The 14,879-nt window shown below is 40.9% G+C and carries 13 protein-coding genes; 8 read left to right on the top strand and 5 right to left on the bottom strand.

Going from position 1 to position 14,879, the window contains the following annotated elements; translation table 11 throughout:
• The first annotated feature begins 186 nt into the window (after nt 1–186).
• Nucleotides 187–1,026 (top strand): DNA ligase, encoded by an 840-nt coding sequence (locus J8L86_RS13800; RefSeq protein ID WP_211030832.1) that lies wholly within the window; start codon nt 187–189, stop codon nt 1,024–1,026.
• Between the two features lie 145 nt (nt 1,027–1,171).
• A complete protein-coding gene (locus J8L86_RS13805; protein ID WP_211030893.1) occupies nt 1,172–1,645 on the top strand; it encodes a low molecular weight protein-tyrosine-phosphatase in 474 nt (157 codons plus the stop codon).
• A 51-nt stretch (nt 1,646–1,696) separates the two neighbouring features.
• Here the strand turns inward: J8L86_RS13805 and ylqF are convergent, their stop codons facing one another.
• Together ylqF and J8L86_RS13815 are read right to left on the bottom strand one after the other, a co-directional pair.
• The gene (gene ylqF / locus J8L86_RS13810) at nt 1,697–2,641 is read right to left on the bottom strand and encodes a ribosome biogenesis GTPase YlqF (RefSeq protein WP_065108283.1); all 945 of its coding nucleotides are present in this window, start codon (nt 2,639–2,641) and stop codon (nt 1,697–1,699) included.
• Nucleotides 2,642–2,759: 118 nt separating this feature from the next.
• On the bottom strand, nt 2,760–3,599 hold the full coding sequence (locus tag J8L86_RS13815; protein WP_055024413.1) for a 2OG-Fe(II) oxygenase family protein: 840 nt from the start codon (nt 3,597–3,599) through the stop codon (nt 2,760–2,762).
• A gap of 181 nt (nt 3,600–3,780) precedes the next feature.
• Between J8L86_RS13815 and J8L86_RS13820 the strand changes: the two genes are divergently transcribed.
• Nucleotides 3,781–4,701 (top strand): bifunctional methionine sulfoxide reductase B/A protein, encoded by a 921-nt coding sequence (locus tag J8L86_RS13820; protein WP_211030833.1) that lies wholly within the window; start codon nt 3,781–3,783, stop codon nt 4,699–4,701.
• Nucleotides 4,702–4,808: 107 nt separating this feature from the next.
• On the opposite strand, the gene J8L86_RS13825 is transcribed toward J8L86_RS13820, so the two are convergent.
• Together J8L86_RS13825 and rne are read right to left on the bottom strand one after the other, a co-directional pair.
• On the bottom strand, nt 4,809–6,368 hold the full coding sequence (locus J8L86_RS13825; RefSeq protein ID WP_065108281.1) for a SulP family inorganic anion transporter: 1,560 nt from the start codon (nt 6,366–6,368) through the stop codon (nt 4,809–4,811).
• Nucleotides 6,369–6,559: 191 nt separating this feature from the next.
• The gene (gene rne / locus J8L86_RS13830) at nt 6,560–9,886 is read right to left on the bottom strand and encodes a ribonuclease E (protein WP_211030834.1); all 3,327 of its coding nucleotides are present in this window, start codon (nt 9,884–9,886) and stop codon (nt 6,560–6,562) included.
• A gap of 605 nt (nt 9,887–10,491) precedes the next feature.
• Between rne and rluC the strand changes: the two genes are divergently transcribed.
• Entirely contained in the window at nt 10,492–11,448 is a 957-nt protein-coding gene (gene rluC / locus J8L86_RS13835; RefSeq protein WP_055024417.1) for a 23S rRNA pseudouridine(955/2504/2580) synthase RluC, read from the top strand.
• A complete protein-coding gene (locus tag J8L86_RS13840; RefSeq protein ID WP_065108278.1) occupies nt 11,445–12,101 on the top strand; it encodes an HAD-IA family hydrolase in 657 nt (218 codons plus the stop codon). The genes rluC and J8L86_RS13840 overlap by 4 nt, the downstream gene beginning before the upstream one ends.
• 168 nt (nt 12,102–12,269) lie before the next feature.
• Here J8L86_RS13840 and J8L86_RS13845 read toward each other — a convergent pair whose 3' ends face one another.
• Nucleotides 12,270–12,881 (bottom strand): nucleoside triphosphate pyrophosphatase, encoded by a 612-nt coding sequence (locus J8L86_RS13845; protein ID WP_211030835.1) that lies wholly within the window; start codon nt 12,879–12,881, stop codon nt 12,270–12,272.
• 240 nt (nt 12,882–13,121) lie between these two features.
• Here J8L86_RS13845 and yceD point away from each other — a divergent pair, with 240 nt between their 5' ends.
• Genes yceD through plsX form a run of 3 tightly spaced genes read left to right on the top strand, consistent with a single transcriptional unit; the run spans nt 13,122 to nt 14,878 of the window.
• Nucleotides 13,122–13,646, top strand: a complete 525-nt coding sequence (gene yceD, locus J8L86_RS13850) for a 23S rRNA accumulation protein YceD (RefSeq protein WP_055024419.1) — start codon at nt 13,122–13,124, stop codon at nt 13,644–13,646.
• A 17-nt stretch (nt 13,647–13,663) separates the two neighbouring features.
• A complete protein-coding gene (gene rpmF / locus J8L86_RS13855) occupies nt 13,664–13,834 on the top strand; it encodes a 50S ribosomal protein L32 (RefSeq protein WP_011496728.1) in 171 nt (56 codons plus the stop codon).
• Nucleotides 13,835–13,849: 15 nt separating this feature from the next.
• Nucleotides 13,850–14,878, top strand: coding sequence for a phosphate acyltransferase PlsX (gene plsX, locus J8L86_RS13860; protein ID WP_055024420.1), 1,029 nt, complete (start codon nt 13,850–13,852; stop codon nt 14,876–14,878).
• Nucleotide 14,879: the final 1 nt, after the last annotated feature.

The raw sequence follows: 14,879 nt of genomic DNA on the forward strand, positions 1-14,879 counted from the left end.
AAACCTCTAGCATTGTAAGCTAAATAAGCAAATCAGCCATATTTGACTAAACTGTATTTGAATCATTAATCATTTTAAATATTGGTTTTTAAAATGGTTAGTATAATCAATGAGTTCAATAAATAAAGAACCGTAAAATAAGTGCGGTAGGATATTGCCATCACTCAAATTAGCAAGGATGCTACTATGTTTCGATTTATATTGTCAGTCTTAATTGTGTTTATGGCTTTGCTGATTTCAGATGCCGTAGATGCTAATAATAAGCCCGCGCTCCAACTCGCTATGCGTTACCAAACCGACACCGATGTTACTCAATACTTGATCAGTGAAAAGCTTGATGGAGTAAGAGGCTATTGGGATGGAAATCAAATGCTGTCGCGTTCGGGAAGAGTCATGATTTTACCCGATTGGTTTACTGCAGATTTCCCCAAAACAGCATTAGATGGAGAACTTTGGATTAAGCAAGGTGAGTTTGATGCGGTATCAGCGTTAGCTCGCAGTTCACATTCACATCATGCTGAGTGGAAGTTGGTAAAATATATGATTTTTGACTTGCCAGAGCATGGGGGGATGTTTGTTGATCGCGTAAAAGCAATGCAACAAATAGCCTTAGAAAGTAGATATATTGAGGCGATAGAGCAACAGGAGCTTGTCTCTACAGCGCAATTAATGGCTCAACTTGATCATGTTATTGCAAACAATGGTGAAGGGTTAATGCTTCATCTTAAATCTGGGTATTATCAAATTGGCCGCAGTCAGAATATTGTAAAGTTAAAACCTAAATATGATGCTGAAGCGCGAGTTATTGGTTTTAATGAAGGCAAAGGAAAGTTCGAAGGCTTGATGGGGTCACTTAAGGTTGAAATGCCAAATGGAAAACAGTTCAATCTTGGTTCTGGTTTTTCTAATGAGCTACGACGTAATCCGCCTCCTTTGGGCGCTATTATTACTTATCAATATTTAGGACTCACTAAAAATGGCATTCCACGGTTCGCTCATTTTCTGCGTGTTAGAGAGTCGCAATAACAATAACAATAACAATAAGAATAACAAGAGTAATGAATAAGTATGAGCAATAGAGTTTATGTCTAGGTTTATATAGAATTGAGCCGTTAACACGGTGAGGAGTAATTTAGTGAGCTTGACTAATACACGTAACGTTACCAGTAAAGTGGATTTCAGTAAGATAAAATCGGTATTGTTTGTCTGCTTAGGTAATATTTGCCGCTCACCCAGCGCTGAAGCGGTGTTTCGTTCGCAGGCCAAATCATTTTCATTAGCGGTAGAAATTGATTCGGCGGGGACAGCTGCATATCATCAAGGCAACCCACCAGATCCTCGCTCTATAGCAGCAGGTGAGAGGAGAGGATTAGATTTTACCAACATGCAGGCGCGGCAAGTACTCGATAGCGACTTTGAACATTTTGATTTAATACTTGCGGCAGACAAGAGTAATCTTAATGACTTATTGAGGCGTTGTCCTGCTCAATATCAACATAAACTGCAGTTGATATTATCTTTTATAGATACGGAAGGGGAAGCAAGGGAAGTGCCTGATCCTTACTATGGTGGCGAGCAAGGTTTTGAATTAGTTCTTGATTTGCTTGAAGCGAGTTTAAGTCAGTTGGCAAAGAAAATGTCGTAAACAAGATTTCTCAAAATAAAGGCTTACCGCGTGGTAAGCCTTTTTTGTTCTTTAGCCTTGCTGGTGTCGCTTGCCTGAGCGTTTCAGCTTTTCTTGTTCAAGTTTTTGTTGCTTTAACGCCTCTTTCTCAGCTAATAGTCTAGCGACTTCGGCTTTTTCAATTTCTGCCATTTCAGGCGTTTCTAGTGTTAGTAAGCCTGTTTTTCCTGAGCGGAATTCATGCAGTAATAATTCAGACGCCTTATGTAAATCGATACGGCCACCTGGTCTAAGTGCACCACGTTTACGGCCAATCGCTTCGAGTAATTCTATATCGGTTTCCGGAAGCTCGGCGAGTTTGTATCGCTCGCAAATCGCTTTAGGATAAGCTTGTAAGAAATATTCTGCCGCAAACATTGCAACATCTTCGTATTCCATTGCGGTATCTTTAATGGCACCGGTTACTGCCAAGCGGTAACTACTTGATTCATTGTCAACTTTTGGCCATAAGATGCCTGGCGTGTCTGATAGTACAATGCCATTTTTGAGATTAATACGCTGCTGACGTTTAGTCACAGCGGGCTCATTACCGGTTTTAGCGATAGTTCTGCCTGCCAGTGTGTTGATAATGGTTGATTTTCCGACGTTTGGGATCCCCATAATCATCGTACGTATATCTTTTTCTACTTTGTCTCGAGTTGGTACTAATTTACGACAAATATCAGGAATGCTCTTAACTTGCCCAGGTTGAAGCGTGGTAATGGCTGTTGCTTTAACGCCTTGCTCTTGTTCAAGGTATTCAATCCAGCGTGCAGTGACTTCAGGATCGGCTAAGTCAGATTTATTGAGTAATTTGATACATGGCTTATCGCCCCTTAACGTTGACACCATAGGGTTTTCGCTACTATATGGAATACGTGCATCTAAAACCTCGATGACAAGATCGACTTGAGGCATTGCCTCTTCAATCTCTTTGCGAGCTTTGTGCATGTGTCCTGGGTACCATTGAATTGCCATGAGTTTGCCTTTTTTAAACCACTACTTACAAGGGGGGCATATTCTACCTTGTTATGCCTCTAAAAGATAAAAAAAAGCGCCAAAAGACGCTTTAAACTACTTGGAAACGTTAACAAACTTAAATTACACCAAGTTCTCTTAATCTTTCCATTAAATAACTGTCTGCAGTATAGCGTTCAGAAAGCACAACTTCAGGATTAGGATGTAAAAAAAGTGGCAAAGAGATCCTTGATTTAGTTTTATCAGTGCCTTCTGGATTGATCACACGATGCGATGTCGAAGGGTAATAACCACCAGAGGCTTCTTGTAGCATGTCGCCGATATTAATAATGATATTTCCAAAGTCACTTGGGACATCAATCCAAGTATCGTCCTTGGTTTGAACCTGCAATCCTGGTTCATTCGCTGCTGGTAAGACAGTGATAAGGTTAATATCTTCATGAGCTGCTGCTCGGATTGCACCCAGTTCTTCATCACCTAACATTGGTGGATAGTGCAACACTCTTAATAATGTCTTTTGACTATCTTCAATCATTTTAGGTAAAGGAATAGAGAAGTGCTTGGCGACGTCCTCGGGCGCATACTGTTCAATCCAGCCGAGTAGTTCAGCGGCGAGTTGATTTGCATGTTTATAATAAGCAAGAATATTCTGTTTTAATGATTCAGGAATACGACCCCAAGGGTATACGTGAAAATATTCTTTGATATCTTTTACTGTATGTCCTTTTGCCGTTTCAGATATTGATGCTGGGAAAAAGCCATCTTGGGTTTCAGGTTTAAACAGAAAATCCTGTTTTTGTTCTGATTGAAAAAACTCATACCATTCTTTATAGATGGTTTCTACGAGCTCTTTGCTAATAGGATGATTTGATAAAACACCAAATCCGGTCTCACGTAATGACTCAACAAATTGCTTTGCGCAATCTTCTGAACGGTAATCAATGGTTTCTAATTTCATATTTTCTACTTATTGTTTTATTTGACCCATGCTGATTTTAACCTTGGTCACACTTTGTCGCAATTTTTTGAAGTAAAAACAGGTCTAATAAGTCGAATTAGTGATCTTTATTCGGCATACTGCCATATCTGAAAAATTGCTTTAAAGTATGAAGGTCTAGATTGAAGTTAGGACGATGCAAATGAACGAATTAACTGAGTTTGAAAAGTATGTCATTGAGCAAAAAGGAACTGAACGTCCATTTAGTGGAGAGTACGTCAATCATGATGCAGAAGGCTTGTACTTATGTAAAAAATGCTTAAACCCATTATATAAAAGCGAATTTAAATTTAATGCTTACTGTGGATGGCCAGCATTTGATGACGAAATTCACGGTGCTATAGATAGAACGCTGGATGCTGATGGTCAACGCACAGAAATTACCTGCCACGAATGCGGTGGCCATCTTGGCCATGTTTTTAAAGGCGAAATGTTAACGGGTAAAAATACACGTCATTGTGTCAATTCAACTTCGATGGTGTTTAAAAGCAAAGAAGAAATTGAAAATGAACGTTCAGCAAAAGCAAAGTCGATGGAGTTAGCAACTTTCGGTGCTGGCTGTTTTTGGTGTATCGAAGCGATATTTCAACGTCTAGACGGTGTTGAATCTGTAATTTCTGGCTATAGCGGCGGTGGAACTGAAGATGCGCATTACGAAGCAGTCACCAGTGGAACTACTGGCCACGCAGAAGTTGTTCAAGTGACTTATGATCCTAGCGTGATAAGTTATCAAACATTACTTGCGGTATTTTTTGCGATTCATGATCCGACGACATTAAATCGTCAAGGCAATGATAAAGGCCCTCAATATCGTTCGGTTATTTTTACTCATGATGCCAAACAAGTTGATGCTGCGACTATTGCTATCAGTAAACTGATTCAGCAAGGTATTTGGCCTAAACCTATTGTGACAGAAGTAACAATGTTTGAAGCGTTTTATCAAGCAGAAAGTTTTCATGAAAATTATTTTGCCAATAATGCAGAGCAGCCGTATTGCCAAATTTTAATTAAGCCTAAGTTCGAACAAGCGATGAAACAGTTTGAGGCTATATTAAAAAAGTAAGTGAAGATGCCGGTTTTTAATATATCAATAACGTATTAACATAAAAAAGGCGAACTGAATAGTTCGCCTTTTTTATGTATAAATTAGCTTTAAAAGGCTAATGTATTTTATGAGTCAAGTGCATCATCTGCGACTTTGTAATGTGGATCTTCGATAACATTAATCTCAACTAAGTCACGCGCTTTATGTAGTAACTCTTTACAGTCAGGGCTTAAATGTCTTAAATGCAGTCGTTTACCAGCAGCAACATAGCGCTCAGCCAAGGTATCAATAGCATCTAATGCTGAATGGTCAGCAACACGTGAGTTTTGGAAATCCACAATCACATCTTCAGGATCGTCAGCAGCATCAAATAACTCTAGGAAGTTTGAAACTGAGCCGAAAAACAGCGGGCCATTCAGTTTATAGACTTTCCAATCGTTAGCATCGGTACTGGTTTCAACGTTGATGTGTTTAGCGTGCTCCCATGCAAATACAAGTGCAGACACAATAACACCAACAAACACAGCAAAGGCTAAGTCAGTAAATACGGTTACCGTTGTCACTAACACAATAACAAAAGCATCATGCTTAGGTACTTTACGCATGACTTTAAAACTTGCCCACTCGAACGTGCCTAATACCACGATGAACATTACACCGACCAATGCGGCAAGTGGAATGATTTCGATGAACGCAGCACCAAACAGAATAAACGCAAGTAAAGCTAGTGCAGCTGTGATACCAGATAAACGGCCACGACCACCAGAGTTGATGTTAATCATTGATTGACCAATCATCGCACAACCGCCCATTGCGCCAAAGAAGCCACTGGTAATGTTACCCACACCTTGACCAACACATTCTTTGTTACCACGACCACGGCTGTTTGTCATTTCATCGATTACCGTTAAGGTTAGTAACGATTCGATTAAGCCAACTGCCGCTAAAATACAGGCATAAGGTAAAATGATATAAAGGGTTTCTAAGGTAAACGGCACACTCGGAATTGAGAAGCTTGGTAAGCTGCCAGCAATAGTGGCTTGCTCATCACCACTCATTGTTTTCAAAAAGTCGAGTACATTGCGTGTATCTAAGTCTAGTCCAACAACTAATGCGGTTACGGTTAAAATTGCCACCAATGAAGAGGGGATAGCTGTGGTTATTTTTGGTAAAAAATGAATAATTGCCATGGTCAAAGCAACTAAGCCAAGCATTATCATTAACGGCTCTTGACCTAGCCATACCATGTTGCCTGCAGCATCTTTTACTTGGAATTGACCAAGTTGTGCTAAGAAAATCACAATCGCGAGACCATTAACAAATCCGATCATCACTGGGTACGGTACAATACGGATAAATTTACCGAGTTTAAATATACCTGCAGATATTTGAATTATCCCCGCCAGCACGACCGCCGCAAATAGGTATTGAACGCCATGTTCAACAACTAGTGATACCATGACAACAGCCATTGCACCGGTTGCACCAGAAATCATTCCTGGACGACCACCAATTACAGCAGTGATTAACCCCATAATAAAGGCTGCGTATAAACCTACCATAGGTTCAACTTGTGCGACGAATGCAAAAGCAACAGCTTCTGGAATAAGCGCAAGAGCAACAGTTAAACCAGATAGAATATCTGCTTTGCTACTGCTGGTTTTATGACGTAGTAGATCGAACATTTAGCCTCTGAAAACAATTGAAGTGTTTGAAAATTAAAGTGTGCGTATGTTAACAAAATTTAATGCTTCACTAAACCTGAATTTAAGCTTAATTCAGTTTAATTACTATATTTGACCAACGTAGACTCAAAAAAAAACCACGCTATTTAGCGTGGTTTTTTAGGAGCCTATATTAGGCTCAGTATTTGAGTTTATGCTTTAGTGGTATCAGAAGATGCGCTGTTAGCTACTTTTGATTTTACCGTTTCAGCATCAGGTTGTGATTTTTGGTATTCACGACCTTTTGGTACAGCTTGCTGCTGACGCACTTCAGATACAGGTTTAGTTGTTTCTGACATGACCATTGAACCAAAGCGACTAGCAGCAGGCTTTTTAGCCGGTGCATCAGTTTTCGCTTCTGTTTTAGTTTCGGCAGCAACTGGTGCAGTAACCACTTTACGTTCGATTGCAGCTGGCTTAGCCATTGGTGCTGATGCAATTGAATTATCTTTAGTTACTGTTTCAGCTTTTACTGGTTCAGTTTTTACAGCCTCAGCTTTTGCAGGCTCAGCCTTAACTTCAACCGTAGCTTCAACCGTAGCTTCAACCTTAGCTTCAACTTCAACCTTAGCTTCAACTTCGGCAGGTTTAACTACATTGTTTGATGTCTCTGCTTGCGGTGCTGTTTCGATAACGTCTGCAGTTTCAGCTACAGGTGCTTCGACTGGCGCTTCAACTTCAGGAGCTGACTCAACAGGCGTCTCAACCTTCTCTGAAGCCTCGACAACTTTTTGAGTGTCAGTTGACGTTACTTCTTGCGTAACTTCAACTTTATCGTCAGTCACAGCTGGTGTTTCAGTTTCTACAGTTTGAGAAGTAGGAGCTTCAACAGCAGGAGCTGGCTCTGTAGTGACTTCTACTGCAGCTTGTTCAGCATCAAGTTGCTTTTCTAGTTCATCTACAGGCGTAAATACGGCTGCAGAAGGTGCTGTTTCATCTTCATCACGGCGGCGACGTTGTCCAGCTGCACGAAGATGGCGTGGGCTACGACGGCTACGACGTTGACCTTGTTTCTCTTCGTTGTCTTCTGAGGTTGCTTCATCTGAAGCGTCCGATGATTCAACTTTAGCAGGAGCAGTTGCTTCAGAGGCTGCATTATTTGTTGCAGCTACAGCGTCAGTTGTTTCAACAACAGTTTCAGCTTTTGGCTCAACCTTAGTTTCAATAGTGGTTTCAGTTGGAACTTCTGCGCTGGCTTCAACTTTAGATACCGTGGCATCTAATGAGGGTTTAACAGCTACAGATTCAGCATTCGCTTCAGTTTCAACTTTCGCCTTGTTGTCTTTTCTTGGGCGACGAGTGCGTGTTGGTTTAGCTGATTGCTCCGCATTTGGCTTTGCAGTTACATCAGCAGATTTAGCATTTTCAGCTACTTCAACTTCATTTAGTTTTGCTTCACTTTGTTCGTTTTCGATACGAACTTTACGACGCATGTTACGACGTTGACGACGCTCTCTTGCAGCTTCTTGCTTAGGAGACTTCTCTCCTTCTGGGCGAGACTTATCTGCAGACTTGTTAGCCTTGTTACGTTGGTCGTTTTTAGACTGACGTTTTTCTTGTTGTTCTTTATTTGCAACATCTCTGTCAGCCTTCTTATTACGGCCTTTGTTGTCTCTGCCTTTGTTGTCAGCATCATTACGATTATCACTGCGGTTATCGTTACGGTTGCGACGGTTGTCATTTCGGCGAGAGTCATTACGACGGTTACGGCGATTATTTTGACCTTCTTTGCGATTCTTATCAGACTGCTTCGATTCTTTCTTAGCAGGTTCATCTGATGAGAATAGCTTGCTGATAGCAGAAACCATTTTAGCGAAGAAACCAGGCTCTGACGGCGCTGATTCCGTTGCTTTTGGTTTTGCTTCTACAGCAGGTTTTGCTGCAGCTTTCGGCGTACCGAAACCTTTAATCGCAGGTTGAGGCGCTTCAGCACGTTCAAGTTTGCGAGGCTCGTATAATTTAGCTTCAGGCTTTTCTACACGCTTGTAGCTTGATTCAACGACTTCATCGTCGCTTCTTAAACGAGATACACGGTAGTCAGGTGTTGTCATGTGAGAATCAGGAATGACATACACTTCAACATTGTGACGTTCTTCTGTAATGCGAATTGCTTTACGTTTTTCATTTAATAAGAACGCAGCAACATCAACAGGAACAACAGCTTCAATTTGAGACGTGTTCTCTTTAATGGCTTCTTCTTCCATTAAACGAAGAATAGAAAGCGCTAATGACTCAGTACTACGAATTGTACCTTGGCCATGACAGCGGGGACATAAATGCGCTGCTGATTCGCCAAGAGAAGGGCGTAGACGTTGACGAGACATTTCCATTAAGCCAAAACGTGAAATACGGCCAAGCTGAACACGAGCGCGGTCTAAATGAACCGCATCACGCATTCTATTCTCAACTTCACGTTGGTGTCTAACTGGCGTCATATCAATGAAATCGATGACGACTAAACCGCCTAAATCACGTAAACGTAATTGACGCGCAATTTCGTCTGCCGCTTCTAAGTTGGTGTTTAACGCTGTTTCTTCGATATCGCCGCCTTTTGTTGCACGGGCTGAGTTGATATCGATTGAAGTTAGTGCTTCCGTTGGGTCAATTACGATTGAACCACCAGACGGCAAGCGCACTTCACGTTGGAATGCTGACTCAATTTGAGATTCGATTTGGAAGTGTGTGAACAATGGTACTTCAGACTCGTAACGCTTAACACGTTCAACGAAATCAGGGCGTACTAAACCAATATGCTGTTTTGCTTCTTCATAGATACGTGGATGGTCAATGAGTATTTCGCCCACGTCACGACGTAAGTAATCACGGATTGCACGAACAATCACGTTACTTTCTTGGTGAATCAAAAATGGCGCAGGTTTACTCTGAGCTGCTTCTTGAATTGCTTCCCAGTGGTGTTGTAAAACTTTTAAGTCCCACTTTAATTCAGCAGCATCTTTACCAACACCAGCAGTACGTACAATCAGACCCATACCATTTGGTACAGTTAACTCTGACATAGCCGCTTTAAGCTCAGTACGCTCATCACCTTCGATACGACGCGAAATGCCGCCAGCACGAGGATTATTTGGCATCAGAACTAAATAAGAGCCAGCAAGAGAGATAAACGTTGTTAAGGCAGCGCCTTTATTACCACGTTCTTCTTTATCGATTTGGACGATAACTTCTTGGCCTTCAGATACCACTTCTTTGATATTTGGGCGGCCTTGGAAAGAGTATCCTTTAGGGAAGTATTCGCGAGCGATTTCTTTTAATGGAAGGAAACCGTGACGGTCAGCGCCGTAATCAACAAACGCAGCTTCTAATGAAGGTTCTACGCGAGTAATGGTGCCTTTATAGATATTTGATTTTTTTTGTTCATGGCCTGGGCTTTCGATATCCAGATCATACAATTGTTGCCCATCTACTAGGGCAACACGCAACTCTTCCGATTGAGTTGCATTAATTAACATACGTTTCATGATGACTTAATTCTTCTAATAAGGTCATCAAACGTCGAGACTTCGTTGCATTACGGGCCTAAAATTGTTGTTCACTAAGCCTCACGGCTGGTTTTTAGGCAAGTTAGGTGCGCATTGCTGTAAGACGCATTCGCTGCGTGTCGCGACCTATTTATGGCTTATTTTTTAATAATTACAAAAACAAGGAATTCGTTGTTAATCGCCAACAAACCCCATAAATTTAAATTTCTTTTCCGGTAATGCCCAAGACGAATCTGTCTGTTTGATAACAAGCTAAAATTTGTTCGAATAGGGGGGCGTAGGTTTTCAGGAAAACTTAGTAAATAATGATTAAGCAGACGGTTTAACTGTAAAAACGATACTAATCGAATTGTGATGTTTACAATTTGCAAATCAATGACTTGCTACCTGTCGTGCTCATGAATTCTACTGAAAAAACACCGTAATGATTTGAGCTTGTGAACAATTTATTCACTGTTTATCCTCAATCACAGCGCAAATATAGCAATAAACAATTTATACAGCAATAAAAACCACACATTCTTATTGTCCCATCCAAGCAAAACTTAGGGTACAATGTGCCTCGTAATTACTATAGGCGCATCATGAATACAGAAACTCCCACGAAAGTTCAGTTGGTCACCATTGATGAAGATCATTTTGAGCAACGCATTGATAATTTTTTACTCACCAAACTTAAAGGTGTCCCTAAAAGCATGATTTATCGTATTGTGCGAAAGGGCGAGGTTAGAGTTAACAAAAAACGCATTAAACCTGAGTACAAATTACAAATTGATGATGTGGTTCGTATTCCACCAGTCAGAATGGCTGAGAAAGATTATCGAACAGCGCCGTCACCTAAATTATCTAAAGTGACTCAGCTAGAACAACGCATTATTCATGAAGATAATCACTTAATCGTATTAAATAAGCCGGCTGGAATTGCAGTTCACGGTGGCAGTGGTGTGGATTTTGGTGTGATTGAGGGCTTACGCTCTTTGCGTCCACAACAAAAGTTTTTAGAACTAGTACATCGTCTGGATAAAGATACCTCAGGGGTTCTCCTCATCGCTAAAAAGCGAAGTGCATTAAAGCATTTGCATGATCAATTACGTAAAAAAACCATGCAAAAAGATTATTTGGCGTTGGTGCGTGGTGATTGGCAAGCGAAAGATAAAGTCGTTAAAGCGCCGCTGTTGAAAATTACTCTAAAGTCTGGTGAACGTATTGTTCGTGTGAATCAAGAGGGGAAGCCTTCTGAAACTCGTTATAAAATCATGCAGCGTTATCAAGGTTGTACCCTTGTAAAGGCAAGCCCTGTCACTGGCCGCACTCATCAAATCCGTGTTCATTGTCAATTTGCGGGTCATGCTATCGCTTGTGATGATAAATATAGTGAGCAAAAATTTGATGATGCAATGCGCGAAAAAGGGTTAAATCGCCTATTTTTGCATGCGGCAGAACTTAAATTCATTCATCCAGAAAATGATGAAGTCAAAATAGTGAAAGCGCCATTAGATGACGTATTACAATCAACATTGGAAAAGCTGAAACGCGCATGAATCAAGACACAATTAAGCAGTATGAGTTAGTGATTTTTGATTGGGATGGCACATTAATGGATTCAATTGGTAAGATTGTTGATTGCATGCAATGTGTTGCCAAAGAATTGAATTTACTTGTGCCGTCAGAGCAACAAGTTCGAGACATCATTGGATTGTCTATATTACCTGCGATGGAAAAATTATTTCCTGACAATCCTGAACAATATGATGCATTGCTTGAAGCTTATAAAAACTATTATATGAATATTAACGCGACGCCTTCGCCTTTATTTGATGGTATTGAGTCAGTGCTTTCACAGATTCAAGCCAATGGGCAGACGCTTGCTATAGCGACAGGTAAACGCCGAGCAGGCCTTGACCGTATGCTTACTGAGACAGGCTTAGGTCATTATTTTATTGCAACACGTTCGGCTGATGAGGCGGAATCTAAACCGCATCCATCTATGATTACTTCATTGCTTGAAGAATTGGACATTTGTCCAAGTAAAACGGTAATGATAGGTGATTCAAAATTAGATATTGCGATGGCTAATAATGCTGGCGTGAATAGTATTGGAGTGACTTATGGCGCCCATAGCCTAGAAGATTTACTAACCCAGTCACCGACAAATACAGTTAATTCGCCGCAAGATATTCTGTTGCATATATAAGTCGACTCTTTCACAAATATTCGTTGACGGTTGCAAAACATGCTTCTATCAGCCGCAGCTCAATCTGCGGCTTTTTATTATCTATTTCTTGGTTAATTAAGCTTTTAAACGGGCCTTGTAAACTTCTGGAAGGGGTTGGGTTTTCTAGTAAAAAATAATTTGTGTATTTTATTGAGATGTCAGAACGTCTAATCCATGGCGTTTTAATAAAGCGATAAGCTTAATCAGTGGTAAACCAATTAATGTATTTGGGTCATCACCAGCTAATTTGTCAAACAGTGCAATTCCTAAGCCTTCAGACTTAAAACTTCCTGCACAATATAACGGTTGCTCAAGCTCTACGTAACGAGTTATTTCTTCAAGGGTTAACTGCCTAAAGTGAACAGTAAAGGGTTCTACGATGGAATGGGCTTGTAAACTATCGCTATTAATGACACTAAGGCCAGTATAAAAGGTGATAGCTTGACCTGAAACTTGTTGTAATTGTTTGATTGCATTGTCTTGTGTCAGTGGTTTACCGATAATATTGCCATTAATAACGGCTACTTGATCTGAACCAATGACCAGTGCCTCATCGTTTGTTTGATTTGTTTGCTGATATAGTTTAGCCCCTGCGAGTGCCTTGGCTTTTGCTAGTCTTAATACCAACTCTTCAGCGGTTTCATTCTCTAGTGCTGTCTCGTCTGTTTCAGGTGCAATACTGTCAAAGGGAAGCTGCAATTTACTGAGGATTTCTTTGCGATAAATGGATGTTGAAGCTAAGATGATTTTTGTATTCATGGGGTGCGATTCGTCTATTTGTCCAATTGCGACTATATTAAGTCAAAATTGCGTTCAAATGCAGTAAATTTAGTCGGATCACGCTTGTGATCGCTCGCGGTCACAGGTAATATTTCGCTTCGATCAATTTTAATGTTGGCGTTTTAGTTAATCGTTCATTTTGTTTGGTTATGTATTTAACCGCAATTTGGATAAATTTCCTTTGACTCTAGCGTTTTCAAACTATAATATGCGCGCCTTATGCAAACAGTAAAGATACCAGTATCAATTGATCCTATTCGAACTGCTGCCAGTGGTCTTCGTTATGAAGGCATTGTGCCAGGCAGACAGAATAAGCGATTAAACGAGTTATGTGCTGGCGATTGTTCCGATGTGACAGTGTCGTTAGAATGTGGCGTCGATATTCAGGGGATAGTCTACCTTAGCGGGAAGGCTGTGACGGAGCTCACTCTGCTATGTCAACGTTGCATGACACCATATACCACAGAGGTTACGGTCGACTTCTCCTTTAGTCCTTGTAAGACTCAAGAAGAAATCGATGAGCTCCCGGATGCGTATGAGCCGATTGAGTGCAATGAAATTGGTGAAGTTCGTCTGCATCAGTTGATTGAAGATGAATTGATAATCGCTATGCCAATTATTCCTATGCATCAGAATGCTGATTGCAATCTAGGAACAAGTGACATAGCTGTAGGCGAAATCGAGCCCTCTCAAGAGGAGCGTCCAAATCCGTTTGCAGTGTTAGAAAAACTGAAGAGCAAGTAATCTAGGAGACAAGTCAAATGGCTGTACAACAGAATAAAAAATCACGTTCAAAGCGCGGCATGCGCCGTTCACACGATGCATTGAGCACAGCTCAATTATCTGTAGACGCTACTAGCGGTGAATTACATCTACGTCACAACGTGACTGCTGATGGTTTCTACCGCGGTAAAAAGGTTATCAACAAGTAATTTGTTGCTAATCTTATGACGGATCTGACGCTCGCGTTGGATGTGATGGGGGGCGATAATGGCCCTTCCGTCACAGTGCCTGCAGCCTTGCAGGCACTTAAATTCAATTCCCAACTATCATTAATTCTTGTAGGCAATCAAGCCGAGATTGATCCCTTTTTAGTTGAGATTGACAGTGCCATTCGTGCACGCATTCAAATTGTTCATACCACTGAAGTTATCACCATGGGTGATAGGCCTATTCATGCCATTCGTTCTCGTAAGCAAAGTTCTATGCGTCTTGCATTAGAGCTTGTTAAAGACGGCAAGGCACAAGCGTGTGTGAGTGCGGGTAATACAGGTGCTTTAATGGCACTCGCTAAAATATTACTCAAAACCTTACCGGGTGTTGATAGACCTGCTTTAGTGAGTTGTTTGCCTGCTGTTACAGGTAAGCCTGTATATCTATTAGATCTTGGCGCTAATGTGTCCTGTGATTCTGAAACCCTTTTTCAGTTTGCTGTCATGGGCTCTGTTTTATGTGAAGCTGTCCATAAACGTGCCAAACCCAAAATTGCATTACTTAATGTCGGAATAGAAGACGTTAAGGGAAATGATCAAGTTCAACAAGCCGCTCAATACTTAATTGATACCGAGCAAGTCAATTACACAGGATTTATTGAAGGTGATGAAATATTCACTGGAAATGTTGATGTCATTGTTTGTGATGGATTTGTCGGCAATATCACTTTAAAAACTTCTGAAGGAATAGCGAAGTTACTCGTACATCAGTTAAAACGAGGCTTAACGCAAGGTTTATTCGTTCGGATGTTGTCTAAACTCCTCGCTCCACGTATACAATCTGTGCTTAGTAAGATGAACCCCGACCACTATAATGGTGCAAGTCTGATAGGATTGCGCGGAATAGTAGTAAAGAGTCACGGAAATGCAGATGAAGCAGCATATTTACAAGCAATTAATTTAGCTGCTACAGAAGCGAAACGTCGTCTTCCAGAAATGATTAAAGATCGTTTGGAGACGATTCTTTTAGACATCAATAACTGAT

It is taken from the genome of Shewanella sp. MMG014 (genome assembly GCF_018100775.1).
In the GTDB taxonomy this organism is placed as follows: domain Bacteria; phylum Pseudomonadota; class Gammaproteobacteria; order Enterobacterales; family Shewanellaceae; genus Shewanella; species Shewanella japonica.

What these genes read in the sequence shown, in the direction of transcription:
- J8L86_RS13815 (WP_055024413.1), bottom strand. Translation starts at nt 3,599, where the DNA reads ATGAAATTAGAAACCATTGATTACCGTTCAGAAGATTGCGCAAAGCAA.
- rne (WP_211030834.1), bottom strand. Translation starts at nt 9,886, where the DNA reads ATGAAACGTATGTTAATTAATGCAACTCAATCGGAAGAGTTGCGTGTT.
- ylqF (WP_065108283.1), bottom strand. Translation starts at nt 2,641, where the DNA reads ATGGCAATTCAATGGTACCCAGGACACATGCACAAAGCTCGCAAAGAG.
- J8L86_RS13800 (WP_211030832.1), top strand. Translation starts at nt 187, where the DNA reads ATGTTTCGATTTATATTGTCAGTCTTAATTGTGTTTATGGCTTTGCTG.
- J8L86_RS13820 (WP_211030833.1), top strand. Translation starts at nt 3,781, where the DNA reads ATGAACGAATTAACTGAGTTTGAAAAGTATGTCATTGAGCAAAAAGGA.
- yceD (WP_055024419.1), top strand. Translation starts at nt 13,122, where the DNA reads ATGCAAACAGTAAAGATACCAGTATCAATTGATCCTATTCGAACTGCT.
- J8L86_RS13845 (WP_211030835.1), bottom strand. Translation starts at nt 12,881, where the DNA reads ATGAATACAAAAATCATCTTAGCTTCAACATCCATTTATCGCAAAGAA.
- J8L86_RS13840 (WP_065108278.1), top strand. Translation starts at nt 11,445, where the DNA reads ATGAATCAAGACACAATTAAGCAGTATGAGTTAGTGATTTTTGATTGG.
- plsX (WP_055024420.1), top strand. Translation starts at nt 13,850, where the DNA reads ATGACGGATCTGACGCTCGCGTTGGATGTGATGGGGGGCGATAATGGC.
- rpmF (WP_011496728.1), top strand. Translation starts at nt 13,664, where the DNA reads ATGGCTGTACAACAGAATAAAAAATCACGTTCAAAGCGCGGCATGCGC.
- rluC (WP_055024417.1), top strand. Translation starts at nt 10,492, where the DNA reads ATGAATACAGAAACTCCCACGAAAGTTCAGTTGGTCACCATTGATGAA.
- J8L86_RS13825 (WP_065108281.1), bottom strand. Translation starts at nt 6,368, where the DNA reads ATGTTCGATCTACTACGTCATAAAACCAGCAGTAGCAAAGCAGATATT.